This window comes from Pantoea sp. IMH (assembly GCF_000599885.1).
In the GTDB taxonomy this organism is placed as follows: domain Bacteria; phylum Pseudomonadota; class Gammaproteobacteria; order Enterobacterales; family Enterobacteriaceae; genus Erwinia.
The window spans coordinates 154,672-179,981 of sequence record NZ_JFGT01000007.1 but is presented as its reverse complement, the minus strand read 5'-3'; the positions used below and the strand labels follow the sequence as shown (position 1 = coordinate 179,981).

The following is a 25,310-nucleotide window of genomic DNA, read 5'->3' as shown; positions in this document are numbered from 1 at the left end:
CGGTTTCCACTCATACATTCTGACGATTTCAATCAAAGGTGCAATCAATGTCAATTTGTTGAGAATATACAGGCCCCCAACGGGCTGGCGGCAGAGGCGTAACGCGGTTTGTGGCCTTTTTTTACCAGACTTTGATCTGTGTCTGACTTTCAGAGTCGTAAACACAGTAACAAAAAAGACGAAAAATTACGCATTAACTGCTTGTCCATCCGGCGATGGAGAGCGGTAAAACAGACGGAACCGTAACACTGCGTGCTTATGCCGGGCAGTCCGGTTTACGTGGACCCGGCAAATCAGTACATTGTGTCGAAAGAAAATTACAATAAGAGCCTGAGCAGACGGATTCAGCAGGTCAGGCTCATCCTGCAACGAGGAGAATATAATGGCGGTTACACAAACAGCCCAGGCATGCGATCTGGTGATATTCGGTGCTAAGGGCGATCTGGCACGCCGGAAACTGCTGCCTTCCCTGTATCAGCTGGAGAAAGCCGGTCAGATTCATGAAGAATCCCGTATTATTGGCGTAGGCCGTGCAGAATGGGATAAGGCTGCTTACACCAAGGTCGTGCGCGAGGCGCTGGAAACCTTTATGAAGGAGAAAATCGACGAGGCGCTGTGGGATAAACTGAGTAGCCGGCTCGATTTCTGTAACCTCGACGTCAATGATGTGAAGCACTTTTCCACGCTCGGCAAAATGCTCGATCAGAAAAAACGCGTCACCATTAACTACTTTGCCATGCCACCGGGCACGTTCGGCGCAATCTGTAAGGGGCTGGGCGAGGCGAAACTGAATGCACAGCCGGCGCGCGTGGTAATGGAAAAACCGCTGGGCACGTCGCTGGAAACCTCCCGTGAGATCAACGATCAGGTCGGGGAATATTTCGAAGAGAATCAGGTATTCCGCATCGACCACTATCTGGGTAAAGAGACGGTGCTTAACCTGCTGGCGCTGCGCTTTGCCAACTCGCTGTTTGCCGCCAACTGGGATAACCGTACCATCGACCACGTGCAGATTACCGTGGCTGAAGAGGTGGGTATCGAAGGCCGCTGGGGTTACTTCGACAAAGCCGGACAGATGAGAGATATGATTCAGAACCACCTGCTACAGGTTCTGACTATGATTGCCATGTCCCCGCCTGCCGATCTTTCCGCTGACCGCATTCGTGACGAGAAAGTGAAAGTGTTGCGTTCGCTGCGCCGCATCGATCACAGCAACGTGCGCGAAAAAACCGTCCGGGGTCAGTACACTTCTGGCTTCGTTCAGGGGAAAAAAGTGCCGGGTTATCTGGAAGAAGAGGACGCCAATAAATCCAGTAATACCGAAACCTTCGTCTCTATCCGTGTGGACATTGACGACTGGCGCTGGGCGGGCGTGCCGTTCTATCTGCGTACCGGGAAGCGCCTTCCTTCCAAGTGTTCGGAAGTGGTGGTCTACTTTAAAAACCCGGCTCTGAACCTGTTTAAGGATTCCTGGCAGGAACTGCCGCAGAACAAGCTGACCATCCGCCTGCAGCCGGACGAAGGCGTCGATATTCAGATTCTGAATAAGGTGCCGGGTCTGGATCATAAGCATAACCTCCAGACGACCAAACTCGATCTGAGCTTCTCGGAAACCTTCAATCAGTCTCATCTGGCGGACGCCTATGAGCGCCTGCTGCTGGAAACCATGCGCGGCATTCAGGCGCTGTTTGTGCGTCGTGACGAAGTTGAGGAAGCCTGGAAATGGGTCGACTCCATCATGGAAGCCTGGGCGTCAGATAAAGAAGCGCCTAAGCCCTATCAGGCCGGCACCTGGGGGCCAGTGGCTTCCGTTGCGATGATTACCCGTGATGGCCGCTCATGGAATGAGTTTGAATAAGATTTAGTCCATGCCGGAGCCGGAAGGTGATGGCCGGATAAACAAAGGCACAGCGGGAGCGGATTTGTCTGCTTCTCTGTGCCTTTTTCTCTTCCTGTGGTGCTACTTTTTAGCGTGATTAATGCCGCTATTCTACGGCTATATTTACCGCTGTTAATAATGCTACTCCTCACCAGCCAGCAAGACACTAAATGCTCTGCTGCGACTTTCGTTAAACCACCCTGTTTCGAACGCGACGTTGAGTCACCTTAACTCGCCAGAAAATGCGTCAGGCTTCACAAAAATGAAGCGGAAATTTCCAGATAAGTTCATATCGACGTGCTTTTCGAGTGCTGAAATAAGGCTGAAATTTAACTTAATGATTTTATTATTTAAATTTTTACCTTTGTTAAATACCTCACACTTTTTATTTGTGATTTACATCACGAAAAAGTGCCTTTCTTCCCTGCTGTCAATCTTCCCCGGCATGAAAATAATCCTTTTAGTGTGACATTCGTTGCAAATTCGGGTCTTGCATTCGGTAAATACTTTCCCTGCGCCATGACTCGGGAGGTGTTAATGAAAATTGGAATGGTAATCAGCGGAGGCGATGTTTCCGGCATCAATAATTTTATATTTCAACTGGCTCAGCAGGCCGGTGCGGAAATGACGTTATTCAGTGGGGGAATTGTCGGGTTACTGGAAAACCAGCATCAGGAAATAAGTTCCCGCGATCTGGTGGATTATTCCATCTCGGCCATTCCTGTTATGGCTTCGGGCAGAACCGACAGAAAGCTGATGGGGAGCGAATATGAACTTATCGCAAAAAAATTAAAAAGCCTGCACATTGATGTGCTGGTAATGGCCGGGGGGGATGGCTCGCTGCAATTTTTACATCATTTGAGTGAATACGGCGTTAATTGCTTCGGCGTAGGGATGACCATCGATAATGATGTCTTTGGCAGCTATTACTCAATTGGTTTTTCCACCGCCTGTGAACAGGTGATGATGGAAGTCAGGAAACTGCGAAATACCGGACGGGCGCTGCCGGGCAGGGTATTTATGATGGAGCTGTTAGGCGGCTACTGCGGAGAGTTAACGCTACAAGCCGCGATCAAGAGCAATGCGGATTTTGCGTTAATCCCTGAATGCCAGATCCCGATCCCTCTCCTGGCAGAGCGGATTAAACAGCGCCTTGCCGGTCAGAACAGCGTCATTATTTTGTGCTCTGAAGGCTATACCAAAGAGTATTCCCCGGGGTTTCAGGGGGCTATCGATACGTTAATAAAACAACTTGAACCGCGCATTGGCGTTCGCATTCGTAAAACCCTGCTGGGCTACGGATTGCGAAATGGTGACCCAACCTGTGAGGAGATCTATCAAGGCACCATCATGGCGAGCGAAGTGGTTCGCTGTATTAACGCCGGAATGAGAAATAAAGCCATCATTATTAATGCGGGCAATAAGCCCATTCCGATTGATTTAGTCAGTATGCAAAAACGGCTGGTCGATACCGAAGGGCATCATTATAAGCTGGCCAGGCAAATCCATATCATTTAAGGATACTCCCATGTTGAAAGTTCTCTGTGTATGTGGCTGCGGTTTAGGGTCGAGCTTTGCCATTGAAATGAGCGCGCAGGCCGTATTTAAGAAATTACAAATCCCGGCGAAACTGGATCACACCACGGTTTCCGAAGCAAACGCGTTTAAATCGGATATGATCCTCACGCAAAAAGCCTTTGCCGATATTCTGACCGCCGATGCCACGCCGGAAGAAGCCAGGCGCGTCATTATATTAAACCGGCTCACAGATAAGGCAGAAATTGAAGAGAAAATTCTCGCCTATATGAAAATGCATAATCTGAAGGTGGCGGAACATGACTAGTTTCATTAACTTCATCGTCAAAGATCTGCTCGGACAGGCGTCCATCCTTATCGCATTTATTGCCATGCTTGGGCTGATTTTGCAGAAAAAATCACTGGGTAAGGTGGCGGAAGGCACCTTTAAGACGCTACTGGGCTTTCTGATAATGATGGCGGGGATCAATATTATCGTCGCCACGCTGACCTTCCTGAACGATATATTTACGCATGGTTTCGGCATGAAGGGTTACATCACCGACGTGGCGGCGATAGCGGGCCTGGCTAATCGTGAACTCGGCTCGGAAGTGGCGCTTACCCTGATGGTTATTTTCGCCGTCAATATCATTATCGCCCGCATTACGCCGTTCAAATATATCTTCCTGACCGGACAGGCGTTGCTGTGGATGGCAACCATCGGCGCGGTCATCGGCTATAAAACCGGCCTGACTGGCCTGCCACTGATTCTGACCGGCGGGATCTTCGGCGGCATCATGGCGGTACTGATGCCCGCGCTGGCGCAGCCGATTGTAAGGCGGATCACCGGCTCTGACGATGTCGCACTGGGGCATTTCTGTACCATCGGTTATCTGGTCCAGGCCGCCGTAGCCAAAGTCGTCGGTAAGGGCTCCCGTTCAACTGAAGATCTGGAACTGCCGGACAACTTCAAATTCCTGCAAGACACCTATTTCTCAATGGCGGTGGTCATGGTGCCGATGTATCTGATCCCGGCCCTGGCGGCGGGACCAGGCTATATCGCGCAGTTCTCCGGTGGCACCAACTACCTGATGTACGCGTTTATGCAGGCCATTCAGTTTGTGGCGGGCGTCTTTGTGCTCTATAGCGGCGTACGTCTGCTGTTAAACGAGCTGGTGCCAGCTTTCCGCGGTATCGCCATGCGGATAGTCCCCGACGCGAAACCTGCTCTCGACTGTCCGGTACTGTTTCCGTATGCCCCCAATGCGGTCATTGTCGGCTTCCTGGCGACTACTGTCGGCTCCCTTATCGGCATGATCCTCTTCCCGATGTTTGGTCTGGCAATGATTCTGCCCGGCCTGCTCACCAACTTCTTTGCCGGCGGTACGGCAGGGGTGTTTGGCAATGCTATGGGTGGTCGACGGGGAGCGGTCATCGGCGGCATCGTACACGGTCTGTTTATCACCTTCCTGCCCGCGATACTGGTGCCGATGCTGGAGAGCTACGGCTTCACCGGCGTGACCTTTAGCGATTCCGATGTTATCAGCAGCGGCCTGCTGATGGGCCACGCGTTCCAGAATAACTGGCTGTTTGTCGGCGTATTCATTCTGTTTGTCACCTTACTTGCCTGGTTCGTCAACGGCAAATCTACTAAGCACCACGAGGAGAAGGCCCATGAGTCTGTATAATTTCACCGATCTTCTGACTGTCGCTAAGCAACGTAATTTTAAAGCGGTCGGCTCATTCAACTTACATTGTCTGGAAATGCTGCCGGCCTTTTTCAAGGCCGCGCAAAACACCAACAGCCCGCTGATGATCCAGATTTCGACCGGTACGGCTGAATACCTGGGCCATAAGCTGTTAGTCGATTCCGTCTGCTCGCTGTCGGCAAGCCATAATGTTCCGGCGTGTTTGCATCTTGATCACTGCTCAAGCATCGACGATATCACCACCGCCATGGATGCCGGATTCAGCTCGGTGATGTACGACGGCTCGCATTTGCCGATTGAAGAGAACATTGAAAACACCAAAAAAGTGGTGTCGCTGGCCCGGCCGCGAAACATTACCGTAGAAGGGGAACTGGGTGCCATTGGCGGCACTGAAGATGGTAAATCGGTTGATATGAGCGCGATTGAATTCACCACCGTTGAGGACGCCATGCGTTATTCATCCGCCACCGATGTGGATATGCTGGCCGTCTCTATCGGTACCGTACACGGCATGTATACCGGGAAAACCCAGATCCAGCATCAGCGTCTGGCGGCCATCAGTGAAGTTACCGGCAAGCCGCTGGTGCTGCATGGTGGCACCGGCGTCAGCGACGAAGATATGCGTAAAGTCGTGACCGAAGGCATTGATAAGGTCAATGTCGGCACCGAAATGAACGTGCAGTGGGTCGGGCAATGTAAGGCCACCTTTGATAAAGGCAAAGTTAACGACAGCGTGCGCAAATTCCTTATTCCTGCAAACCAGGCCGTCACGAATGTATTAATGGAAAAAATCGCCTTATTTAAATAAATCCGCCGTCATTAAATTTTATTTGCTTAACTGCAAAAGGCCCCGGCTTGTCCGGCGGGGCCGGGAGGATAATATGTTTTCATCCATAAAGTCTTTATTTAACAAAGCGCCGGAAGCGCAGGGCGATGTTCAGCAGGAAGCTGCAGAATTAATGACGGAGCTGCAACGTCTGGAAACGCAATTAGCGGCGGACCCACGTGATGGCGAAACGCAAAAGACGCTGATGCTGCGTTATAATCGTGCATTATCTGTTTTTGCCAAAAGCCCGGCGCATCGCCAGCAGGTGGATGCACTGTTCATTAAAATTGATGAATTACGCAATACTATTCGCCGTAATATTTAGGGAGGAAATATGACGATTAAACAGTTATTAATTGATGCCCAGGCGATTCAGGTCGGGGTAAAAGAAAAGGACTGGCAAAAAATTATCTGTCTGGCGGCCCAGCCGCTGGTGGCCCACGGCTACATTGAAGAGCGCTACGGGCAGGCGGTAATTGAGAGTACGCTGGAACATGGCGCCTATTACGTATTTGATGAGGGGATTGCCATGCCGCACGCGCGTCCGGAGTGCGGGGTGATCAAAAACGGTTTCAGTCTTGTGGTGCTGGATGAACCCGTGCAGTTTTACGACAGTGATAAAGCGGATATCGTGATTATGTTTGCTGCCTGTGACAGTAACTCGCATATCGAAGAGGGCATCCGCGCCATTGTGAGCCTGCTGGATGACGAAGAGGTGCTGCGCCAGCTACGCCAGGCTCGTACCCCAGAGCAAGTGGTGGCTATCCTATGACATACGGTAAAAAGCTGGTGCTGGTAAATGGCGTACCCGCCTCGGGTAAAAGCACCGTGGTACGCCATCTGACCGATCGTTTCAACTGGCCTTCGCTCTCTGTTGACGACATTAAAGAACCTTTCATGGCGCACTATCCTGATTTAGACCGTGACACCAATCGTCAGCTGGGACGCGCGGCCTGTCAGGTCATTGGCAGCATCGTTTCACAGGCGCCCAGTAAATGCGTCTATGTGGTGGATGCCTGGTTCGGATTTCAGCCATCCGCTTTCTGGCAGGCGATTTTCGAACAGGCCGGGGTTGAGCAGGTGCTGGAGATCTGGAACGAGATCTCGCCAGACCAGGCTGTGGCGCGTTACGGCGCGCGGTTGCACGAGCGTAAGCACGGTCATCCTGGCGAAGATTATCTGCCAGAGCTGTATAAACTCGCTCAACGCGCAAAACCTCTGGCGCTGGGGCCGGTCTATGAGCTGGCACAGGGGAAACATGTCGATTATGCCGGGCTGGATCGCTGGCTCAGCGGCTGGTTTTCCTCTTCTGTTACGCAGGTGATTAACGGTCATCATCCCTCCCAACCGGTCAGTTAAGCTGGAACTGTTATCAGAGACTTTCAGGCGTGAGGTATGTAGGTTTGTTTAAGACGTACAAGCGTGAGGTATGGAGGAGTTGTTTAAGAGGTCTGCCTGAACTCCTGGAAACGTCGTTTGATCTGCTCAAGTGCCTGAAGATCCCGATAGTTCGTTTACGAGGTGTAACTGTGCTCCTGGACAGCTCGCCTGAGACGCTTTCAGCGCCTGATGTTACAGTAAAGTGCCGGAGTCGGGAGCAGGGCTTACCCGTAAAGACGCAACAGCAACGCCTTTCCCGACCAGCGCCGCCCCAGGGATGGGACGCTTTACGTTTCATATCTGTCCTTTTCGCGTTCCGTTTGCCCGTCATCTGCGTGGTTTTCAGTGCCTCTATTATTTCAAGATAAACAAGGCACATTAAAAAAATGAACCGCAGTTTCAAAAACTGCGCCAGCGCATGGACGCAGAGCGTCAACATCCTGTATGGTAGATGCAGCATTTACTTCCGGACGCCGCGTGCGTCGCTTTTTGCCGCCTCGCCGTGAGTGCAGAGGTGGGTTTAACAGGAGAAGCAGCTTAATGAGTAACTGGAAAACAAGCGCAGAACAGATTCTGACCACGGGCCCGGTTGTGCCGGTGATTGTCGTCAACAAACTTGAGCACGCGGTGCCGATGGCGAAGGCGCTTGTGGCGGGTGGCGTAAAAGTTCTGGAGGTCACCCTGCGTACGCCTTGTGCAATGGACGCCCTCAAAGCGATGATCAGGGAAGTGCCGGAAGCCATTGTGGGTGCGGGCACCGTGCTGAACGTTGAGCAGCTGAAGCAGGTGACGGATGCGGGTGCACAGTTCGTTATCAGCCCCGGCATTACCGATTCGCTGCTAAAAGCGGCGGTTGACGGCCCGGTGCCGCTGATCCCCGGCATCAGTACCGTCTCAGAACTGATGACCGGTCTGGATTATGGGCTGCGGGAGTTCAAATTTTTCCCGGCAGAAGCCAATGGCGGCGTCAAGGCGCTGCAGGCGATTGGCGGACCTTTCCCACAAGTGCGGTTCTGCCCGACTGGCGGCATTTCACCGGCGAACTATCGTGATTATCTTGCCCTGAAAAGCGTGCTCTGCATCGGTGGCTCCTGGCTGGTGCCGGCGGATGCGCTGGAGGCCGGCGACTACGATCGCATTACTCAGCTGGCAAAAGAAGCGGTCGCTGGCGCCCGCTAAGCAAAATATAACCGCACCTGAAGTGCGGTTTACGCGCTATCCGCTGACTTTCACGCCCGCCGCGCAGCGGGTGGCGCGTTCAACGGCATCCTCAATGCTGTCGCCGCTGGCGAGCGCGACGCCTAGCCGGCGCTCTCCCTGAATCTCAGGTTTGCCAAACAGGCGGAGCTGTAACCCCGCACCAAGAACCCGATCAAGATTCGCAAACTGCACATTGTCGCTGTGCAATTCAGGCAGAATTACCGCAGAAGCCGCAGGACCATACTGACGAATTCCACCTACCGGCAGACCGAGGAAGGCACGGACGTGCAGGGCAAACTCAGAGAGATCCTGGGAAATCAGCGTAACCATGCCGGTATCGTGTGGCCGGGGTGAGACTTCACTGAACACCACCTCATCACCACAAACAAAGAGTTCAACGCCAAACAGGCCATAGCCACCCAGCGCGCTCACTACTTTAGCGGCAACAGCCTGCGCACGCTCAAGGGCAAGATCGCTCATCTGCTGCGGCTGCCAGGACTCACGATAGTCGCCATCTTCCTGCCGGTGACCCACCGGGGCGCAAAAATGGATGCCATCTACGGCACTGACGGTGAGCAGGGTAATCTCAAAATCAAATTTCACCACGCCTTCCACAATGACGCGTCCTGCTCCCGCACGGCCACCCTGCTGGGCATACTCCCAGGCGGCGTCAAGCTGCCCGGCTTCACGAATAAAACTCTGACCTTTACCGGAAGAACTCATCACCGGCTTAACGATACAGGGAAAGCCGATGTCGGTTGTTGCCTGGTCGAATGCGCTGCGGCTGTCGGCGAAGCGGTAGCGGGAAGTGGGGAGGGCGAGTTCCTCTGCCGCCAGACGCCGGATACCTTCACGGTTCATCGTCAGCTGTGCGGCACGGGCGCAGGGCACCACATTTTCTCCCTGCTTCTCCAGCGCAACCAGCATATCAGTAGCAATAGCCTCGATTTCCGGCACGATAAAATCGGGGCGCTCCTGGGCAACCAGGGCCTTCAGCGCCTCACCATCCAGCATATTAATCACATGGCTGCGATGGGCCACATGCATCGCGGGCGCTCCGGCGTAGCGGTCAACCGCGATCACTTCCACACCGAGGCGCTGGCATTCCAGTGCGACTTCTTTGCCCAGTTCACCTGAACCTAACAGCATTACGCGGGTTGCGGCAGGGCGCAGCGCGGTTCCCAGAGTTGTCATAGCTTCTCCCCGAATGGATGAAAAAAACGCGGGCGCAGTATAAACGAAAACGTTTGCGTATACATCTGCTTTCCGGGGTTGAGCTGGAAAACAGCTGCTGATATACTGTATAAAAATACAGTAACCCAGGTGGAAACTATGGCTGTTGAAATCAAATATGTTGTCGTCAGAAAAGGTGAGGAAAAAATGACATTCGCCAGTAAAAAAGAAGCTGACGCGTATGACAAAATGCTCGATATGGCGGAAGTGTTCTGCGACTGGTTAAGTGCCGGCCCGCTGGCGATGGAGGAGGAACAGTGCGAAGCGCTCGGCCTGTTCCTTGCGGAGAATAAAGACGCAGTACAGCATATACTGCGCACCAGCAAAATGCCTGACGTTGATGCCAGCGCCGTACAAGCCGGGCCGGAGAGTGCCGTTCAGGATCTCAGCAAAGAGCAGGAATCTTCCCCAGCGGCGGCAGAAGAGCATGCGGATGCCACCCTATCAAAACCGAAGGGGCGTCCTAAGGCCGCCTGATATCAGGTTGGCAGGTGAATGATGATGGCTGATGGCGGCTGTAGGGTCTCAGGTATTCAGGCCTCGCCTGTTAAGCAGAGGGCGGTAAGGTGACAGCCTGGCCCGCGGAGTGGTGAGCGACAGCGCCGGTGTAAGAGTTGCTCCCGCTGAACCCAACCGGCTTGTGCTGCCTGCGGTGATGACGGAAACGCCTTCCTGCCCCTGAGCCGCTGCTTATCTCTCCGGGGTAGCGCGGCGCGGTATTCTTAAACGATTGCAGGCGACCTGCTACAGCATTACGCCCAGCTCAATATGAGTTTGGCGTTTGCCTCAACTCAGGCTCTGGCTTGTACTACGTTCTGACTCTTTTGCTATCCGGTATCCGACGTGTCTGCTTATTCAGCGTCTTTCTCCTCTCCCTGAAGTTCAACTTTTCCAGGCTTTGCCTCCCTTGACGCAACTTGACGTCGCTCTCACTATGCTGGAGGTTTCCAGTAAAATAAGGGAAGACAATGACCAACTGGCTGCAACAGATTCAGTCCCTGATGGGGAACAAAAGCAAGCCTGGCGGTGGAGAAGGGCTAAGTAAATTGCTGGCGCCAGGTGCGCTGGGCGGGCTCGCCACGCTGCTGATCAGCAGCAAATCCTCCCGCAGTCTGCTGAGTAAATATGGCAAAAACGCCCTGATTATCGGCGGTGGTGCGGCGGCCGGTGCGGTTCTGTGGAACAAATATAAGCAGCGTGTGGGCGAAGCCCGGCGTGATGACGCTCAGCCAGCTCAGGCCGCTTCGCCGGTGGATCGCCGTGCCGAACGCCTGGTGCAGGCGCTGGTGTTTGCGGCCAAAAGCGATGGTCATATCGATGGCGATGAGCGAAAAGCGATCGGGGAACATATCCATCAGGCCGGACTCGGGCAGGAAGGTGAACGGCTAATCCAGCAGGCCATTGAGATGCCACTCGATCCGCAAAAACTGGCGCACGACGTCAAAAACGAAGAGGAAGCGCTGGAAGTTTATTACCTCAGTAATCTCGTTATCGACCTCGACCACTTTATGGAACGCAGCTACCTTAAGGCGCTGGGCGACGAGCTCAGGATCCCTGAGGATGTCCGCGACAGCATCGCCCGCGACATTCGTGAAGAAAAACAGAAGCTCACCGCCTGAATTTCCGGGGCGGCCTGTCCGCCCCAACTCGCTGTTTTAACGCACCATTTTAAAATTCTCCCTCTCCGCCGCCTGGCTTTAAGCGCCACAACATGCCACCCTTATGTCATCTTTCTCACTTTGCGGGGCAGGCAATATGAAACCACCAGTAGCAAAAAAAATCCCTTTTGAAATGCGCCTGCACGGCGAGACCCGTACCGATAACTATTATTGGCTTCGTGACGACAGCCGGGAAGATCCTGCCATGCTGGCGTATTTGCATGCCGAGAATGATTACGGCAGAGAAGTTATGCAGTCTCAGCAGGCGCTGGAGGAACGGTTACTCAGGGAAATGATGGATCGCATCCCGCAGCAGGATCACTCTGTACCCTGGGTACGGAACGGCTACCGTTACCAGCGCCGCTATGAGGAGGGAAACGAGTACGCTATTCATCTGCGTCAGCCTGCGGACACGGCCACGCCAGAGATCTGGGAAACGCTGGTTGATGGCAACCAGCGCGCGGCGCGCAGCGAATTCTATACGCTGGGCGGGCTGAGCATTTCTCCCGATAACCAGACCATGGCGCTGGCGGAAGATTTCCTCTCCCGCCGGCAGTACGGCATCCGCTTCTGCAATCTCGAAACCGGTTGCTGGTATCCAGAAGTACTGGAAAACGTCTCCTCAAGTTTCGTCTGGGTTAACGACAGCCGTACGCTCTATTACGTGCTGAAGGATAAGCAAACGCTGTTGCCGTGGCAGGTCTGGCGTCACCGGGTAGGCACGCCGCAGGAGCAGGATGAACTGGTTTATGAGGAGAAGGACGACACTTTTTACGTCAGCCTGCATAAAACCACCTCCGAGCACTTTATTTTGATTTCGCTTTCCAGCAGCACCACCAGTGAGGTTCTGCTGCTGGACGCGGAATATGCAGACGCCAGGCCGCAGGTCTTCTGTCCACGCCGTAAGGATCATGAGTACACGCTCGATCACTATCAGCATAACTTCTATCTGCGTTCCAACCGTGAAGGGAAAAATTTTGGGCTTTATCGCACCGGTTTACTTGCTGAGAAGGCGTGGGAAACGCTTATTCCGGCACGGGAACATATAGTACTGGAGGGCTTCACGGTATTTCGCGACTGGATGGTAGTGGAGGAGCGGCAGCGTGGACTGACCAGCCTGCGGCAGATTTGCCGGAAAAACGGTGAAACTTTTGGGATTGCCTTTGACGATCCGGCCTATGTCACCTGGCTCTCCTATAACCCCAGCCCTGAAACCAGCAAGTTACGCTACGGCTACTCCTCAATGACCACCCCGGACACGCTGTTTGAGCTGGATATGGACAGCGGCGAGCGACGGGTGCTGAAACAGACTGAGGTGAAAGGTTTTGATGCCACGCTTTACCGCAGTGAACATCACTGGATCAAAGTCCGGGATGGCGTCGAAGTGCCCGTTTCGCTGGTGTATCACCGGGAACATTTCAGGCCGGGTAAAAACCCGATGCTGGTCTATGGCTACGGATCTTATGGCAGTAGCATGGATGCTGACTTCAGCAGCAGCCGTCTCAGCCTGTTGGACCGGGGCTTCGTCTATGCGCTGGCGCATATACGCGGCGGTGGCGAGCTGGGACAGCAGTGGTATGAGGCGGGCAAGCTGCTGAACAAGATGAATACGTTCAACGATTTTATCGACGTCACCGACGCGCTCGTCGCCAAAGGCTATGGCAATCCCGATAAGCTTTACGCCATGGGAGGTAGCGCAGGGGGCTTGCTGATGGGGGCCGTGATCAACAGGGCACCTGAGCGTTTTGATGGCGTGGTGGCACAGGTGCCTTTTGTGGATGTGCTGACCACGATGCTGGATGAAACCATCCCACTCACCACCGGTGAATATGAAGAGTGGGGCAATCCGGCGGATGAAAATTATTATCGCTATATGCGCCAGTACAGCCCTTACGACTGCATTTCCGCGCAGCCCTATCCGCATATGCTGGTCACCACCGGCCTGCATGATTCGCAGGTGCAGTACTGGGAGCCGGCAAAGTGGGTGGCGAAGCTGCGTGAGATGAAAACGGATGATAATTTGCTGCTGCTCTGTACCGACATGGATTCCGGTCATGGCGGGAAATCAGGCCGGTTCAAATCTTATGAGGGTGTGGCGCTGGAATACGCTTTTCTGATTGGCCTCGCCCAGGAAACGCTGGGCACCGGTACGGCTCACTGATCGGCCGACAGGGCGCGCTCCATGGCGCTGCGCAGGTCGGGCTTAAGATCCCGGATATTTTTCAGCATCCATTTCAGATAACTGGGATCGCGTTTAGCCACGTCGTCGATTTTACTGCCGCGATACTTGCCGAACGGAAAGGTGGTGCTGGAACCGCTTACCTGCATTCTTCGCACCATCTCAGCCGCATCCCAGCCAGAGAAGGACATAATACGGATCAGAAGTGACGCTGTCACGTAACAGTCATAGAGCGCCCGGTGGGCATGCAGATCTGCAGGCGGCGTCACATCCAGCTGCAACGCGTCGCGCAGCGCCTGATTACTGTATTTCAGACCGGGCCATAAACCTCGCGCCAGCTTCATGGTACAAATCCACTCGCCCGGCATCTCTGGCAGCATGCGACGATCGAAGCTGGCATTATGCGCAACATAGTAGTCACTGCCGTGATAGCGGCTGACAATCTGCTCAATGGGCGGCTTACCTGCGACCATCGCTTCGGTAATACGGTGAATCGCCATCGCCTGCGGGCTGATAGGCCGGTCGGGGCAGACAAGATCGCTCATCGGATTGACGATCTGGCCGTCAACGACATCCACTGAAGCCACTTCCACAATGCCGCCCTGCAGACCGCAGGTTTCGGTATCAATTACGCGTAACAACATAGATCCTTTTCAGAAAGCCGTTTGGCAGGCAGGAGCCTGCACTGTACTTGATAAGTTTCAGACCGCAGAGCGACAGGCAACGGTATGCACTTCGCCCTGCCAGAGTTTACCTTTGCGTCGGGCAATGACTAATTCTTCGCCGCCGCCGCCCAGCACAACCTGGCGTCCACTTTCGTCCCACAGCGCGCTCTTACCAGCGCTCTGATAACCGCCTGTCGGCAGAGCATGATTAGCCATCAGCACGGCCATTTTATAGTCGCGTGACCAGCGGGCGAGATATTCACAGTCGTTATGGTAGCCTTTCTCAGACACCAGCACGCCGGTGGCGTAAAGATTGGCACCCCGCTGCGCGGCGTCACGCGCGTAGGATTCAACGCTGATATCGGCGCAGATAGCCATCGCCACATGATGCTGCTGGTAGCCAAACAGCGGCACGCTTTGTCCCGCTTTGAAGAATAACTTTTCATCGCCGAACAGCTTACGTTTACCGTAGGAAATACGGGTACCTTCGGGTAAAAACGCCACTGCGGCGAGCAGCGTATCTGGCCCATCCTGCAGCGGCAGTCCGATCACGATCCCCATCTGATGGCGGATGGCGGCTTTGGCAAACACCTCCAGTCGCGGATCCTCAAGGGACATCGCCAGCGAGGGAGTCAGCGCCAGTTCATAACCCGTCAGGGAAAGCTCAGGAAAAATCAGTAAATCAACGCTGTGCTCGGCGGCCTGATCCACAAAGTCGAGATGGCGCGAAATATTCCAGTCAATGTCGCCGGAACGCGATCCGGACTGGGCGGCAGCAATACTCCAGACGGACATAGATTCTCCTGAGAAGAGGGGCACAGGCCGCTATCACAACTGACGCGGCAGGGAAAAACATAACAACGGGAACGGAATGCTATTTCTGCCGGGGTTCATATGGCAGCCGGGACAGACTCAGCGACGCCTGACGATGATGGGCCAGGCGCTGGCGAAACCAGTCGCGCAGCGATTCAGGCTGTTCACGCTCAACCATTTCGGCCACGATCGGCATATTATACCGTTCCTTAAACGCGACACCAGCGGCGGCAAGATCAACGTTCACCTTATCTTTCTCATCCTGAGGCAGTTCTGCCAGGTTGTATTGCATGTTTCTCTCCCGTTAGTCGGGCCAAAAATAAAGGAGTCAGGACCTTTTCGCAAGTCCCGCCGTGCCGTTACGTCCCGATCGGCTCGACACGCTATTTTAAGCGGAGTATTCTTGCGGCGTCACGCAGCAACCAGGCTGCTCAGATAAGGATAATACGATGTTTACGCGTAAGTTCTCTATGGTTTTGGCACTGACGATGCTGTCTGCCTTTTCTTGCCAGCAGGCGCTGGCGCACGCGCATCTGAAAAGTCAGTATCCGGCGGCAAACGCCACGATGGAAGTTTCTCCTCAGGCACTGACGCTGACCTTTTCGGAAGATATTGAGCCGGCTTTCAGCGGCGTCGAGGTGAGCAACGCACAGCAGCAGGCTATGCCGATGAAGGAGGCAGAGCGTGCGCCAAAGCAGCATAACCAGCTGATTGTGCCGCTCGAAAAACCGTTAGCGAGCGGGGATTATCAGGTGAAGTGGCACGTCCTTTCGGTCGATGGTCACAAAACCAAAGGGAACTACCGTTTCAGCGTGAAATAAGATGTCCCTCAGCCTCACTTATGTGCTGCTGCGCTGGCTGCATTTTACCGCGCTGATGATGCTCGCCGGTGGCAGCATCTTTTCGACCCTACTGGGGCCTGGCCACTATCGCCAGCATCTGGCCCGGCGATTCAGCCTGCTGCTTGGCAGCAGTGCCGTCATCGCGCTGGTCAGCGCGCTCTTATTACTTGCAGTGCAGACGGGGCTGATGGGCGAGGGCTGGCAGGATATCTTCCGCGTGACGGTATGGCACGCTGTGCTGCAAACCCGTTTTGGCGAGGTCTGGCAGTGGCAAATTGCGGCGGCCTTAACCGGCGTAGCGGCACTGGCCCTCTCCGGCAGAGCACAGCAAGGCCTTTATCTTTTCAGCGCAATAACACAGCTTACCGGGCTCGCCTTTACGGGGCACGCGACTCTGCTTGACGGCATACCGGGCATGTTCCAGCGCACTAATCAGGCGGTACACCTTATTGCTGCCGCATTCTGGGCAGGCGGGCTGCTGCCGGTACTGTTGGTGATGACAGACACCCGTCATCCGTCGCTGCGCCAGCCGGCTATCCGGACGCTGATGCGCTTCTCCGGTTTTGGCCATCTGGCCGTGGCGCTGGTGCTGATAAGCGGGTTGGTAAATGCGCTGATTATTTTACCCGAATGGCCGCCTGCAAGCTTCGGTCCCTACAGCCAGCTGCTGCTGCTCAAAACCGTGCTGGTGGTTGTTATGTGTGGTGTTGCCCTCTGGAACCGCTACTGGCTGGTCCCCCGTTTTCAGCAAAGCGGCACTCATGCCGCGCAGAAATTTATCCGGGCGACGCTGGCCGAGCTGGCACTGGCGGCAACTGTATTACTGCTGGTCAGCCTGTTCGCCACGCTGGAACCAGCCTGATAATTTTTACTGCCTGCGATGCAGGTTCTCTACCGACCAGGAAATAACCATGAAGAAACTGATTACACTGATCCTTGCCCTGAGTTTTTGCTCCAGCGCGATGGCCGCGAAAATTATTACCGTCAGCCGGTTTGAGATGGGGAGGGATAACTGGGCATTCAATCGTGAAGAGGTGATGCTGACCTGTACTAAAGAGGGGGCGCTTTTTGTGATCAATCCCGCCACGCTGATGCAGTATCCGCTAAACGATCGCGCCGAAGCGCTGGTTAAAAGCGGTCAGACTCAGGGCCAGCCGGTAAGCGTGATCCAGATTGACGATCCTCAGCATGCCGGTGAAAAGAAAAGCCTGGCGCCGGTGATTGCGCGTGCGCAAACGTTGTGTGAGTAAACGTCCTGAATCTTTCTTTTCCGTTCTGGCAAAGGCGTTTTGACGCTTTTGCCAGAAGAGACAGCAAGTTAGCTTTTTACTCTGCAAGCCCGCGCGCCTTATTATTTCGCCACGCTCACAAAGTTGGCATCTTCCGCCGCCTAAGGTTATGGCTGGCTGGAAAATCACCACCGCTGTACTACCTTTTAAAGGGCAAGGCAACATTGCCTTCAATAATGCCAACTTTTAGCGCACGGCTCCCTTAAAAGAGCCATTCCCCTGGACCGAAGACAGGAATCGTCTTCGGTCTTTTTTTATCTCTTATATAACGATCTCCTCCCTGCCACCTTCATGACGGCTGAAGTGATTATTCAGTCTGCAAAGCCAGAGCCAGAGCCAGAGCCAGAGCCAGAGCCAGAGCCAGAGCCGTAAGGTTAATGCGCCACTGATTTCCCCGATCGTTTATCCGGAGCAGGTTCATGCTGACTACGGCATCCGGCTGGCGTGCCAGTCCATAAGGGCCTGGCGTGTTTACGTGCCATTTTCGGCCCCGATTGGCACGGCGTCTTTGAGCCAGTAGCAGGACAGAGGGGAAGAAAAAAGCCGGGCAGGAATAAGCCAGTAATTTGACAATTTTGTTGCGGGCAAAGTGGTTAGCGCAGTATCACCGTCGGGCATTTTGATTTACTGTGTTTCGCAGTAAACCGTTGATGATATTCAGAGGGGAAGTATGGGAACGATGTTAGCGCTTTTGGGCCTGATTCTGGGCGCATGGTCGGTACGCAGCATATGCATTAAGCCACAGAGCAACGCGAAGAAATTTCCAAAAGCGATTTTTGCGGGTTTCTATTTTCTCGCCTTCGGTGGCCTGGCAGGTCAGGATGAGAACAAAGCCACGCTCGGTATAATTATGTTGCTCGCCGGTGCGGCAGTGCAGTACTACTGCAACAGGCGAGATAAAGCCGCCTGAAATTTCCCGCCGGGCTGTTTTAGGTAAAAAGGAGCGGGTATAGGGCTATTGTCGGCATTATCTTGCCCACCACGAACCAGACATACGTTGTGGCAGAGATTAAAGCCTGTCGCGAGTTGTTGTTACGGACCGGAAAGATCGGCTTTTTATCGCGCTTTAATGACAAACGCCGTCCGTTATCCGTCTGAGAAGCACGCCTCCGTCTCCCTCTTCTTGTATATCCACCAACAACCCTTTACCCTGAAAGGGCAGTAGCGGCGCGCGAATCCCGCGAGCGACCTTACTGCCCGGAGCCAGTTAAATGAAAAATGAGAAAGAAATTTCGATCGACCAGTTCACCGAAGCGGAAAAAGAACTGGTTGCGGCTAAGGTCAAACAGCTGACCCTGAAACTTGCGCATCTCGCCAGCAAGAAGGAAGAGAAGGAGATCCTGAAAGAGGCCAAGCGACTGGTGATGAAGGATCGGGTTGTGAAGGAGAGTACCAAAGCGTTAATCGCTAAAAAACCCCGTAAGCCTGCGGCGGCGAAAGAGAGTGAGGTGAAAGCCTTTAACTGGGCAGCATCACTGAGAAAAAATCCACGCGCGCTGAAAGAGAAATAACCCGCAGCGACGGCGCCAGGCGTGACCTAACGTTACCGCTGGCGCATCAATTTCTCCGCGCTCACCCCAGCATCAGATGCAGTATTCTCGCCATCACTTCAATAAGCAACGTGCCGCCCGTCAGAAAAAGCAGCAGCATTAACCCTGTTAGTTTGCGATCGCACATAGCTTTGCCACTCCTCTGTCATGGGACTGCCTATACTTTAGCGGGTAAAGTCTGAACGGCCCCTCAATACTTTGTGAACAGACTGACAGGACGAGATGATGATTTATCAGTATCTGAATGGTGAAAACTGGCGTCATATCTATATCGTCGGCGATTTACATGGCTGCCGGCGAATGCTGGATGCCCAGTTGATGAACCATCAATTCGATCCTGAGCAGGATTTGCTGGTGAGCGTAGGCGATCTTATCGATCGTGGCCCGGACAGTATGGGATGCCTTGCGCTGTTGCAGGAACCCTGGTTTCGCAGCGTACGCGGCAATCATGAAGAAATGGCGCTTAATGCGCTACGACAGGGCCAGCATCATCAGTGGGCCATGAATGGCGGCGACTGGTTTTATCACCTCGAAGGTACGCGCATGATCGAAGCGAAGCACGCCATCAGCCGCTGCGGGGAGATGCCGCTCATTCTGCATATTCTGCTAAACGAACGCATCGTGGTAGTGGCACACGCGGATTATCCGGCAGAGAAGTACGCCTGGGGCGCTGAGGTTGATGCGGCCAAAGTGGTCTGGAGCCGCAAACGGATTGAGCGGTTGCAAAGCGGAGGGGGCGAGGTGATAAGCGGCGCCGATGCGTTTTACTTTGGGCATACGCCGCTTCCCGCACCGCTGCATGCCTTTAATCAGCACTTTATTGATACGGGCGCGGTGTTCGGTAACGACCTGACGCTGGCCCGCATCCAGTAAGCCCCGCCTGGCCGCCTTTTTCACCACCGGGGCTGGTTTATGACGAGAATAGTTTGCCGTCGCGCACCAGTTCGCGTGGATAGCTGTTTTTAATCCTGCTGCCTACCTTCTTGGCAATGCCGAGGGACTGCCGCTGGCAGGTGACGATGATTTCATCCGCTGGCAGTTCGCGCTCCGGGTAGATATCCCGGCCTCTGTACCACTCTTCCGCTTCAGCGGACGTCAGTTCAAAAGCGTTAGCCGCCTGCGGGTCGGCAAAGGCGATGATCGCCTCATGCTGCCAGCGATAACCCTTCGCAAATGTCTCCGCAAGTTTCAGGCCAATGCGTGAAAACCGGATTTTTCCCAGTAGCGGCTCAAGCGCCAGCGGAAACAGCCAGATCTCTTTATCCCGTTGCCACAGGCTGTGCGTTGCCTCATCCCATTTCAGCCCGACCTTTTCTGCCGCAGCAATGATGGTTTGCCGCTCTTTGGTGCGCACAGGAGAGAACGGGAGCTGGCCAACTTTATAGGTAGGACGCGGCAGGGGCGGGACGCTCTGTCGTTTACGCAGGCAGGCTACAAAGAAACCTTCGCTGTCGAAGATCTGCGGGAAAACGTGCAAAAAACCCTCCTGCGTGACGACCCGTTCGGCGCCGGTAAAGAGCGTATTCAGCGGCTCAATAACTACGGCTCCGGCATAACGATCCACTAGCCAGGCGATCACCTGCTGATTTTCACGCAGATTAAGCGTACAGGTCGAATAGATCAGCGTGCCGCCGGGACGCAGCGCATGAAAGGCGCTGTCGATCAGTTCCCGCTGGGTTGCGGCAATAGCATCGGTGCTCTCTGCTGACCAGTTACGCAATGCATCCGGATCTTTACGGATCACGCCTTCGCCGGAGCAGGGCGCGTCAAGCAGAATGGCATCAAATGTTTCCGGCAGCGCCGGACCAAAAACGCGACCGTCGAAATGGGATAACGCGGTGTTACTGACGCCGCAGCGGCTCAGGTTAGCATGCAGCACTTTGACGCGACTGGCGGAATACTCATTGGCCAGAATCGCGCCTCGGTTTTGCATGCGCGCCGCGATTTGCGTGGTTTTCGATCCCGGCGCAGCAGCCATATCCATCACCCGTTCAGGGGCCGGGCTGGCGCTGAACAGCGCCGCGACCGGCAGCATTGAACTCGCTTCCTGAATATAATAAAGGCCCGCAAGATGTTCAGCGGTACTGCCCAGCGGCAGGTTATCCGCATCCGCACGGCTTATCCAGAAACCTTCATCGCACCAGGGGATCGGCGTCAGTTCCCACTGATAAGGGGCGACCAGGTTCAGAAAATCAGGCACGCTGATTTTGAGCGTATTCACACGAATACTGCGTCGCAGGGGCTGCTGGCTGATGGCGATAAAGCGATCGAAGTCTGCGCCGTCAGGCAGCAGTTCGCGCATCTGTTCAAGAAAGGCGTCAGGAAGAAAGAGACGGGAAGATGAGGACACTGAAAAATTCCGCTGGCAAAAAGTGGCGGTTAGTTTACCACAGGCAGGCGGGGTAAAAAAAACGGACAGCTTAGCTGTCCGTTTTGTCATGCCGCGCTCGCTGTCTCAGTATCGGACATCAAGGCTGGCAACAGAAGTGACGAGCCTGCGGAGCGTTCCGCAGGCCGCCGGGATCATTTCCCCGGTATCGCTGTACCCCATTTACGCCAGCCGCCCGGCTCTTCCTCTTCCAGCAGATAGTGCTTGCCGGAAGTCGCCTGAGGCGCCAGCGGCACCGTAGGCGGCGTGGCAAAGGCGATGCCGCCCTGGATAAACTGCTGGAAGGTGCCGGTCTTCACGACGCCACCGATCAGGCCGAACTTCAGGTTGTAGCCAGAGGCGAGCCAGAACACCGAGTTATTCCGTACCAGATGCTGGTATTTTTTACTGATGCGCAGCGTGATCTGGACACGATCGGCCATCGCGCCGAGCGAGGTCCCGGTTACGGTACCCACCTCAATGCCCCGGAACAGAACCGGCGTACCGACAGAGAGCGAGCCGCCTTCCGGCGCATCAAGGATCACGTTCAGGCCATCCAGATAGCGCGCGTCGGTAATGGTGGATTCCTGCAGCTCAAAGCTGCGCTGCGGGCGACCTTTACCCGGATCGACGTTGATATAAGGCTGGATCAGCGTATCGAGATGCTTCACACCGGCAGCGGAAATTTCCGGCGATACCACCGAGAAACGGCTGCCGATCCGCGCGAAGTCATCGACATACTCCGGGTAGAGAACGGCTTTCGCCACCACCAGATTTTTGTCCGGACTGAGCGCCAGTGATTCAAGCTGGCCGATAGTAATGCCCAGGTAACGGATCGGCATACCCGCAGAGAGCTTGCTGGCATCATAGGTGCGCAGCGCTATCTGGCTGCCAACCGCACGCGCGGTCGTTTCCGAATCATAGAGGACGCGCTTGTCCTTGCTGCTCAGTCCGGCACCCGCGCCCGTCAGATTATCGAAACTGATCGCCCCTTTCAGCGCACGATTCAGCGGGGAAGCCTGAACGGTAAGGCCGCTGGCGTTCACCTGCACCCGGGCACCGCCCTCTGCCCAGAAAACGCTGTTGCCGGAGAGCAGTTTACGGTACTCCGGCTTAATGTAGACGAGGACGTCAAACTGGTTCGCCTTCGGAATGACATCAACAATCTGGCCTACCTGAAATTTGCGGTAAAGCACCACAGAACCTGCCTGAATATCTGGCAGACTATTGGCGGTCAGCGTCAGCGTGGTGGGCAGACGATCCGTGGTAATGCCTTCCGCCGCTTTGTCAGCATTGGCATAAAGTGGGTAGCGCTTCTGCGGCTCGCCTTTACTGCCTGGTTCAAGGCGGATACCGCCATCGACCCATTCACGGGCGCTGGCACCAATCACTTCCATGCCGTCCAGGCCCAGCTTGACGTCAAGACGGCTGTTGATGATAAATTTGCTGTCGCCATGCACCAGGTGCCGGTGTTTGGGGGCAACGGCCAGAGTAAAGTGTACACCTTTCTCCATCAGTTCCCGGCTGACGACCTGGCCAATCCGCATCCCGTGCAGCATCAGAGGCTGCCCGGCATCAATGCCGTAGCTCTCCGGTGCGGTCAGCGTCAGTGCCAGCGCATCCGGTTGCTGGAGGAGGGAGGCGTTATCCGGCACCACAGTAAAATGCTTCTGCGGATCGCCTTCGCCCGGGATCAGTTCAAGCGTATTGCCGGTGAGCAGGCTGCTCAGGCTGGTATCGCTCAGGCTGACTTTGGGGCTGCGCATTTCAATACGCGTACCTGTACGCATCAGGCCTGTCACTGAGGGATCGAGCGTCAGCTCACCCGTGACTTTGCCACCGGGATTCAGATTAAGCGCGGTCAGAGTGCCAACCTCCAGCCCCTGATACATCAGCGGCGTACTGTTCGCTTTGAGGTTCTTCCCGCTGGGGAGATCGAGCGTCACCATGACGCCGCGCTGACTGTGCGCCAGATCCGGGTAGAGATCGTAGGTATCTTCTGATTGCGCCTGAGGGGAGTTCTCCGGAGAGTCGAAGGCGATGGCGCCGTTGACCAGCGCGGCCAGGCTCTCTAACTGTACCTTAGCGCCACTCAGCCCGACATCTGCCTTCAAACCAGAGACGTTCCAGAAACGGCTCTCTTTTTTAACCAGATTGGTGAAGCGGCGCTCGATCAACACATCCACCGTCACGCCCTGATTGCCAGGATTGATGCTGTAGTCATAGACGCGGCCTACCGGAATTTTACGGAAATAGACCAGCGAGCCGGTATTCAGCGATCCCAGATCCTGGGTATGCATATGGATCAGCATTTCACCGGTATTGACGCGATACTTTGGTTGGGTATCCTGGGCGACAAAATGTTCACGCGGCTCGCCTTTGCCGGGCATCATGCCGATATAGTTTCCGCCCACCAGCGCATCAAGGCCGGAAACGCCCGCCAGCGACGCTTTTGGCGTAACCAGCCAGAACTGCGTATCTTCGCGCAGCGCATCGCGCATATCGCTTTTAATGCTGGCCTTGATTTTAATCGTGCGCAGGTCGTCCGTCATGCTGATGCCCTGAACCAGGCCCACTTCGACGCCCTGATAGCGTACCGGCGTACGTCCAGGCACAATGCCGTCCGCCGTGGCGAAATCAATGGTGACCGTCGTGCCTCGCTCCTGGTAGTTGGACCAGAGAAGCCAGCCGGCGATCAGCAACGCGATCAGCGGCAGCAGCCAGAACGGCGAAATCTTGCGCCGGCGTGTAATGCGCGCGTTAGTCGGTGTAGTCGGCGTTTCCTGTTGCATGTGCATCCCAAAGTAAACGGCTATCCAGCCACTCAACGGCCAGGATAGTGAGAATGACCGCAGCACCAAAATAGAAGGCGGCAGGTCCCATGGTAAAAGCCAGTAGCTGATCGCGATTGACCAGCGACATGGTTAATGAAATCACAAACAGGTCCAGCATAGACCAGCGTCCGATCCAGGTCACAACACGCAGAAGCCGGATGCGGGTTTTCAGGCCCTGTTCGCATTTGAAATGAATGCTGATCAGCAGCGTCAGCAGCACAATCACTTTGGTAAAGGGCACGAGAATACTGGCAATAAACACGACCGCTGCGATGGGGATATTGCCCGAGGCGAGAGAGAGAATGCCGGAAAAAAGGGTGTCCTCCTGTCGCGAACCATTCAGATAGATGATGGAAATAGGCAGCAGGTTCGCCGGGATCAGAAAGATGATAGAAGCAATCAGCGCGGCCCAGGATTTTTGCAGGCTGAAGCGTCGGCGGAAACGTAACGGGGTATGGCAGCGTGGACAGCGGCCGCGCTCGTCGGCAAGCCCCGTATGGTGGCAGTTCAGACAGACCCGCAGTTGGTCAGGCGGTACATTGGGCTGCGGCTGCGGCTGCGGCTGCGGGTAAAACCGGTGCCACAACTGCTCCACATTCATATGAATCAGCGTCACCAGGCTTAATATTGTCAGTGACATATAGGCGAGCAGACCCGGACCCGGATTAATTTCGGCATAGTCCTGTACCTTGATGGAGGCCACCGCGATGCCGACCAGATAGATATCCAGCATCACCCACTCTTTAAGGCGATCCAGCATCAGCAGTACCGGCCGCAGGTTCATGCCGAACTGATGACCGAAATAGAGCCAGCCTATGGCCGCCACCAGCGTCACTGGCGCACCTATGGTGCAGAAGGCGACCATTGAAGCCGTAATCACATCACCCTGTTCCGCCATCTGAATGACGCCGCCCAGCAGGCTGGCGCGGATAGTGGTGCCCAGTAGCCGGATGACCATCAGCGGCTCATTAAAGGCGAAAGGCATCAGCAGCAGCATCGTCACGGCCATGGCGGCCAGCCGGGTCATGGACCAGTCCCGTCCGTTCAGGATGCGTGCGTTGCAGCGGGGGCAGTGCGCTGACTGGTCAGATTTCACATCCGGTAAGGAAAAAAGGGTATCGCATTGCGGACAACGCTGATAACGTGCCTGTGGCAGAGCATGACGAATGACGTGTATTTTCATAATCCTGACTATGCTGATGCCCGGACTGTGCAGGGCAGGGTTTGGCGCTGTTTCGCCAGAAAGCTACCAGGACACATCGCAGTCGTGCTTAAGGTCCAGACAAAACCAAGGGTATATGAACTGACGGAATGTTTCACCTTGTCCGTCTGGACTTTTAATGCTTATTTTATCAGTTGCGGTGGATACA

Annotated in this window: 25 protein-coding genes; 18 read left to right on the top strand and 7 right to left on the bottom strand. The window is 54.8% G+C overall.

What is annotated here, in order from left to right:
- Window positions 1-382: 382 nt before the first annotated feature.
- The 9 genes from zwf (at window position 383) to EA20_RS0118845 (ending at window position 8,488) form a co-directional block, all read left to right on the top strand.
- Window positions 383-1,858, top strand: a complete 1,476-nt coding sequence (gene zwf, locus EA20_RS0118890) for a glucose-6-phosphate dehydrogenase (protein ID WP_024968320.1) — start codon at window positions 383-385, stop codon at window positions 1,856-1,858.
- A 558-nt stretch (window positions 1,859-2,416) separates the two neighbouring features.
- Window positions 2,417-3,397, top strand: coding sequence for a 6-phosphofructokinase (locus EA20_RS0118880; RefSeq protein WP_024968318.1), 981 nt, complete (start codon window positions 2,417-2,419; stop codon window positions 3,395-3,397).
- A gap of 10 nt (window positions 3,398-3,407) precedes the next feature.
- Window positions 3,408-3,722 carry a PTS sugar transporter subunit IIB gene (locus EA20_RS0118875; protein WP_024968317.1) on the top strand — a complete coding sequence of 105 codons (315 nt, stop codon included), beginning with the start codon at window positions 3,408-3,410 and terminating at the stop codon, window positions 3,720-3,722.
- Window positions 3,715-5,082, top strand: coding sequence for a PTS sugar transporter subunit IIC (locus tag EA20_RS0118870; RefSeq protein WP_024968316.1), 1,368 nt, complete (start codon window positions 3,715-3,717; stop codon window positions 5,080-5,082). Before EA20_RS0118875 ends, EA20_RS0118870 begins: the two co-directional genes overlap by 8 nt.
- Window positions 5,069-5,911 carry a class II fructose-bisphosphate aldolase gene (locus tag EA20_RS0118865; protein WP_024968315.1) on the top strand — a complete coding sequence of 281 codons (843 nt, stop codon included), beginning with the start codon at window positions 5,069-5,071 and terminating at the stop codon, window positions 5,909-5,911. Before EA20_RS0118870 ends, EA20_RS0118865 begins: the two co-directional genes overlap by 14 nt.
- A gap of 73 nt (window positions 5,912-5,984) precedes the next feature.
- On the top strand, window positions 5,985-6,254 hold the full coding sequence (locus EA20_RS0118860; RefSeq protein ID WP_024968314.1) for a hypothetical protein: 270 nt from the start codon (window positions 5,985-5,987) through the stop codon (window positions 6,252-6,254).
- 9 nt (window positions 6,255-6,263) lie between these two features.
- Window positions 6,264-6,701 carry a PTS sugar transporter subunit IIA gene (locus EA20_RS0118855; RefSeq protein WP_024968313.1) on the top strand — a complete coding sequence of 146 codons (438 nt, stop codon included), beginning with the start codon at window positions 6,264-6,266 and terminating at the stop codon, window positions 6,699-6,701.
- Window positions 6,698-7,288: an ATPase AAA gene (locus EA20_RS0118850; protein ID WP_024968312.1), complete on the top strand. Its 591-nt coding sequence runs from the start codon at window positions 6,698-6,700 to the stop codon at window positions 7,286-7,288. Before EA20_RS0118855 ends, EA20_RS0118850 begins: the two co-directional genes overlap by 4 nt.
- A 561-nt stretch (window positions 7,289-7,849) precedes the next feature.
- Complete coding sequence (locus EA20_RS0118845) at window positions 7,850-8,488, top strand: bifunctional 4-hydroxy-2-oxoglutarate aldolase/2-dehydro-3-deoxy-phosphogluconate aldolase (protein ID WP_024968311.1); 639 nt, start codon at window positions 7,850-7,852, stop codon at window positions 8,486-8,488.
- Window positions 8,489-8,524: 36 nt separating this feature from the next.
- Here EA20_RS0118845 and purT read toward each other — a convergent pair whose 3' ends face one another.
- A complete protein-coding gene (gene purT / locus EA20_RS0118840) occupies window positions 8,525-9,703 on the bottom strand; it encodes a formate-dependent phosphoribosylglycinamide formyltransferase (RefSeq protein ID WP_024968310.1) in 1,179 nt (392 codons plus the stop codon).
- Window positions 9,704-9,841: 138 nt separating this feature from the next.
- Here purT and EA20_RS0118835 point away from each other — a divergent pair, with 138 nt between their 5' ends.
- From EA20_RS0118835 to EA20_RS0118825, 3 genes are all read left to right on the top strand, one after another.
- Window positions 9,842-10,219, top strand: a complete 378-nt coding sequence (locus tag EA20_RS0118835) for a YebG family protein (protein WP_024968309.1) — start codon at window positions 9,842-9,844, stop codon at window positions 10,217-10,219.
- A gap of 491 nt (window positions 10,220-10,710) precedes the next feature.
- Entirely contained in the window at window positions 10,711-11,361 is a 651-nt protein-coding gene (locus EA20_RS0118830) for a tellurite resistance TerB family protein (RefSeq protein ID WP_024968308.1), read from the top strand.
- Between the two features lie 136 nt (window positions 11,362-11,497).
- Window positions 11,498-13,561, top strand: a complete 2,064-nt coding sequence (locus EA20_RS0118825) for an oligopeptidase B (protein ID WP_024968307.1) — start codon at window positions 11,498-11,500, stop codon at window positions 13,559-13,561.
- On the opposite strand, the gene exoX is transcribed toward EA20_RS0118825, so the two are convergent.
- From exoX to EA20_RS0118810, 3 genes are all read right to left on the bottom strand, one after another.
- On the bottom strand, window positions 13,555-14,220 hold the full coding sequence (exoX, locus tag EA20_RS0118820) for an exodeoxyribonuclease X (protein WP_024968306.1): 666 nt from the start codon (window positions 14,218-14,220) through the stop codon (window positions 13,555-13,557). The genes EA20_RS0118825 and exoX overlap by 7 nt on opposite strands.
- A 60-nt stretch (window positions 14,221-14,280) precedes the next feature.
- The gene (locus EA20_RS0118815) at window positions 14,281-15,039 is read right to left on the bottom strand and encodes a carbon-nitrogen hydrolase family protein (RefSeq protein ID WP_024968305.1); all 759 of its coding nucleotides are present in this window, start codon (window positions 15,037-15,039) and stop codon (window positions 14,281-14,283) included.
- Window positions 15,040-15,118: 79 nt separating this feature from the next.
- Window positions 15,119-15,349, bottom strand: coding sequence for a DNA polymerase III subunit theta (locus EA20_RS0118810; RefSeq protein ID WP_024968304.1), 231 nt, complete (start codon window positions 15,347-15,349; stop codon window positions 15,119-15,121).
- Window positions 15,350-15,506: 157 nt separating this feature from the next.
- Between EA20_RS0118810 and yobA the strand changes: the two genes are divergently transcribed.
- From yobA to EA20_RS0118770, 6 genes are all read left to right on the top strand, one after another.
- Window positions 15,507-15,878, top strand: a complete 372-nt coding sequence (gene yobA / locus EA20_RS0118805) for a CopC domain-containing protein YobA (RefSeq protein ID WP_024968303.1) — start codon at window positions 15,507-15,509, stop codon at window positions 15,876-15,878.
- A gap of 1 nt (window position 15,879) precedes the next feature.
- Window positions 15,880-16,761: a copper homeostasis membrane protein CopD gene (copD, locus tag EA20_RS0118800; RefSeq protein WP_024968302.1), complete on the top strand. Its 882-nt coding sequence runs from the start codon at window positions 15,880-15,882 to the stop codon at window positions 16,759-16,761.
- 49 nt (window positions 16,762-16,810) lie between these two features.
- The gene (locus EA20_RS0118795; RefSeq protein ID WP_024968301.1) at window positions 16,811-17,149 is read left to right on the top strand and encodes a YebY family protein; all 339 of its coding nucleotides are present in this window, start codon (window positions 16,811-16,813) and stop codon (window positions 17,147-17,149) included.
- 709 nt (window positions 17,150-17,858) lie between these two features.
- Window positions 17,859-18,098, top strand: a complete 240-nt coding sequence (locus EA20_RS0118785; protein ID WP_024968300.1) for a hypothetical protein — start codon at window positions 17,859-17,861, stop codon at window positions 18,096-18,098.
- Between the two features lie 301 nt (window positions 18,099-18,399).
- Window positions 18,400-18,699, top strand: coding sequence for a hypothetical protein (locus EA20_RS0118780; protein ID WP_024968299.1), 300 nt, complete (start codon window positions 18,400-18,402; stop codon window positions 18,697-18,699).
- 264 nt (window positions 18,700-18,963) lie between these two features.
- The gene (locus EA20_RS0118770; RefSeq protein WP_024968298.1) at window positions 18,964-19,611 is read left to right on the top strand and encodes a metallophosphoesterase; all 648 of its coding nucleotides are present in this window, start codon (window positions 18,964-18,966) and stop codon (window positions 19,609-19,611) included.
- Between the two features lie 37 nt (window positions 19,612-19,648).
- On the opposite strand, the gene rsmF is transcribed toward EA20_RS0118770, so the two are convergent.
- From rsmF to yebS, 3 genes are all read right to left on the bottom strand, one after another.
- Window positions 19,649-21,088: a 16S rRNA (cytosine(1407)-C(5))-methyltransferase RsmF gene (rsmF, locus tag EA20_RS0118765; protein ID WP_024968297.1), complete on the bottom strand. Its 1,440-nt coding sequence runs from the start codon at window positions 21,086-21,088 to the stop codon at window positions 19,649-19,651.
- Window positions 21,089-21,261: 173 nt separating this feature from the next.
- Window positions 21,262-23,898 carry a PqiB family protein gene (locus EA20_RS0118760; protein ID WP_024968296.1) on the bottom strand — a complete coding sequence of 879 codons (2,637 nt, stop codon included), beginning with the start codon at window positions 23,896-23,898 and terminating at the stop codon, window positions 21,262-21,264.
- The gene (gene yebS / locus EA20_RS0118755) at window positions 23,867-25,123 is read right to left on the bottom strand and encodes a membrane integrity lipid transport subunit YebS (RefSeq protein ID WP_024968295.1); all 1,257 of its coding nucleotides are present in this window, start codon (window positions 25,121-25,123) and stop codon (window positions 23,867-23,869) included. Before yebS ends, EA20_RS0118760 begins: the two co-directional genes overlap by 32 nt.
- Between the last annotated feature and the right edge of the window lie 187 nt (window positions 25,124-25,310).

What these genes read in the sequence shown, in the direction of transcription:
- zwf (WP_024968320.1), top strand. Translation starts at nt 383, where the DNA reads ATGGCGGTTACACAAACAGCCCAGGCATGCGATCTGGTGATATTCGGT.
- EA20_RS0118880 (WP_024968318.1), top strand. Translation starts at nt 2,417, where the DNA reads ATGAAAATTGGAATGGTAATCAGCGGAGGCGATGTTTCCGGCATCAAT.
- EA20_RS0118875 (WP_024968317.1), top strand. Translation starts at nt 3,408, where the DNA reads ATGTTGAAAGTTCTCTGTGTATGTGGCTGCGGTTTAGGGTCGAGCTTT.
- EA20_RS0118870 (WP_024968316.1), top strand. Translation starts at nt 3,715, where the DNA reads ATGACTAGTTTCATTAACTTCATCGTCAAAGATCTGCTCGGACAGGCG.
- EA20_RS0118865 (WP_024968315.1), top strand. Translation starts at nt 5,069, where the DNA reads ATGAGTCTGTATAATTTCACCGATCTTCTGACTGTCGCTAAGCAACGT.
- EA20_RS0118860 (WP_024968314.1), top strand. Translation starts at nt 5,985, where the DNA reads ATGTTTTCATCCATAAAGTCTTTATTTAACAAAGCGCCGGAAGCGCAG.
- EA20_RS0118855 (WP_024968313.1), top strand. Translation starts at nt 6,264, where the DNA reads ATGACGATTAAACAGTTATTAATTGATGCCCAGGCGATTCAGGTCGGG.
- EA20_RS0118850 (WP_024968312.1), top strand. Translation starts at nt 6,698, where the DNA reads ATGACATACGGTAAAAAGCTGGTGCTGGTAAATGGCGTACCCGCCTCG.
- EA20_RS0118845 (WP_024968311.1), top strand. Translation starts at nt 7,850, where the DNA reads ATGAGTAACTGGAAAACAAGCGCAGAACAGATTCTGACCACGGGCCCG.
- purT (WP_024968310.1), bottom strand. Translation starts at nt 9,703, where the DNA reads ATGACAACTCTGGGAACCGCGCTGCGCCCTGCCGCAACCCGCGTAATG.
- EA20_RS0118835 (WP_024968309.1), top strand. Translation starts at nt 9,842, where the DNA reads ATGGCTGTTGAAATCAAATATGTTGTCGTCAGAAAAGGTGAGGAAAAA.
- EA20_RS0118830 (WP_024968308.1), top strand. Translation starts at nt 10,711, where the DNA reads ATGACCAACTGGCTGCAACAGATTCAGTCCCTGATGGGGAACAAAAGC.
- EA20_RS0118825 (WP_024968307.1), top strand. Translation starts at nt 11,498, where the DNA reads ATGAAACCACCAGTAGCAAAAAAAATCCCTTTTGAAATGCGCCTGCAC.
- EA20_RS0118815 (WP_024968305.1), bottom strand. Translation starts at nt 15,039, where the DNA reads ATGTCCGTCTGGAGTATTGCTGCCGCCCAGTCCGGATCGCGTTCCGGC.
- EA20_RS0118810 (WP_024968304.1), bottom strand. Translation starts at nt 15,349, where the DNA reads ATGCAATACAACCTGGCAGAACTGCCTCAGGATGAGAAAGATAAGGTG.
- yobA (WP_024968303.1), top strand. Translation starts at nt 15,507, where the DNA reads ATGTTTACGCGTAAGTTCTCTATGGTTTTGGCACTGACGATGCTGTCT.
- copD (WP_024968302.1), top strand. Translation starts at nt 15,880, where the DNA reads ATGTCCCTCAGCCTCACTTATGTGCTGCTGCGCTGGCTGCATTTTACC.
- EA20_RS0118795 (WP_024968301.1), top strand. Translation starts at nt 16,811, where the DNA reads ATGAAGAAACTGATTACACTGATCCTTGCCCTGAGTTTTTGCTCCAGC.
- EA20_RS0118785 (WP_024968300.1), top strand. Translation starts at nt 17,859, where the DNA reads ATGGGAACGATGTTAGCGCTTTTGGGCCTGATTCTGGGCGCATGGTCG.
- EA20_RS0118780 (WP_024968299.1), top strand. Translation starts at nt 18,400, where the DNA reads ATGAAAAATGAGAAAGAAATTTCGATCGACCAGTTCACCGAAGCGGAA.
- EA20_RS0118770 (WP_024968298.1), top strand. Translation starts at nt 18,964, where the DNA reads ATGATTTATCAGTATCTGAATGGTGAAAACTGGCGTCATATCTATATC.
- EA20_RS0118760 (WP_024968296.1), bottom strand. Translation starts at nt 23,898, where the DNA reads ATGCAACAGGAAACGCCGACTACACCGACTAACGCGCGCATTACACGC.
- yebS (WP_024968295.1), bottom strand. Translation starts at nt 25,123, where the DNA reads ATGAAAATACACGTCATTCGTCATGCTCTGCCACAGGCACGTTATCAG.